1 protein-coding gene is annotated in these 283 nt (G+C 45.2%); it reads right to left on the bottom strand.

Features of this window, described 5'->3' with window-relative positions; translation table 11 throughout:
• Window positions 1-283, bottom strand: a 283-nt coding sequence (locus tag M3Z76_RS19620; protein ID WP_483310190.1) for an EF-Tu C-terminal domain-related protein, incomplete at both ends; no start/stop codon positions are given.

Raw genomic sequence — 283 nt, 5'->3', positions numbered from 1 at the left:
ACCTACAGTACGACCACCTTCACGGATCGCAAAACGTAGACCTGGGTCCATTGCGATTGGGTGGATTAATTCTACTGACATTTCAACGTTGTCACCTGGCATTACCATTTCAACGCCTTCTTTCAACTGGATCGCACCAGTTACGTCAGTTGTACGGAAGTAGAACTGTGGACGGTAACCATTTAAGAATGGAGTGTGACGACCACCTTCTTCTTTAGAAAGTACGTATACTTCTGCGTCGAATTTAGTGTGCGGCTTGATTGTACCTGGTTTAGCAAGTACT

The sequence above is a fragment of the Metasolibacillus sp. genome (assembly GCF_025291715.1).
Classification (GTDB): Bacteria; Bacillota; Bacilli; order Bacillales_A; family Planococcaceae; genus Metasolibacillus; species Metasolibacillus louembei.
This window is presented reverse-complemented; position numbering and strand designations above follow the sequence as displayed.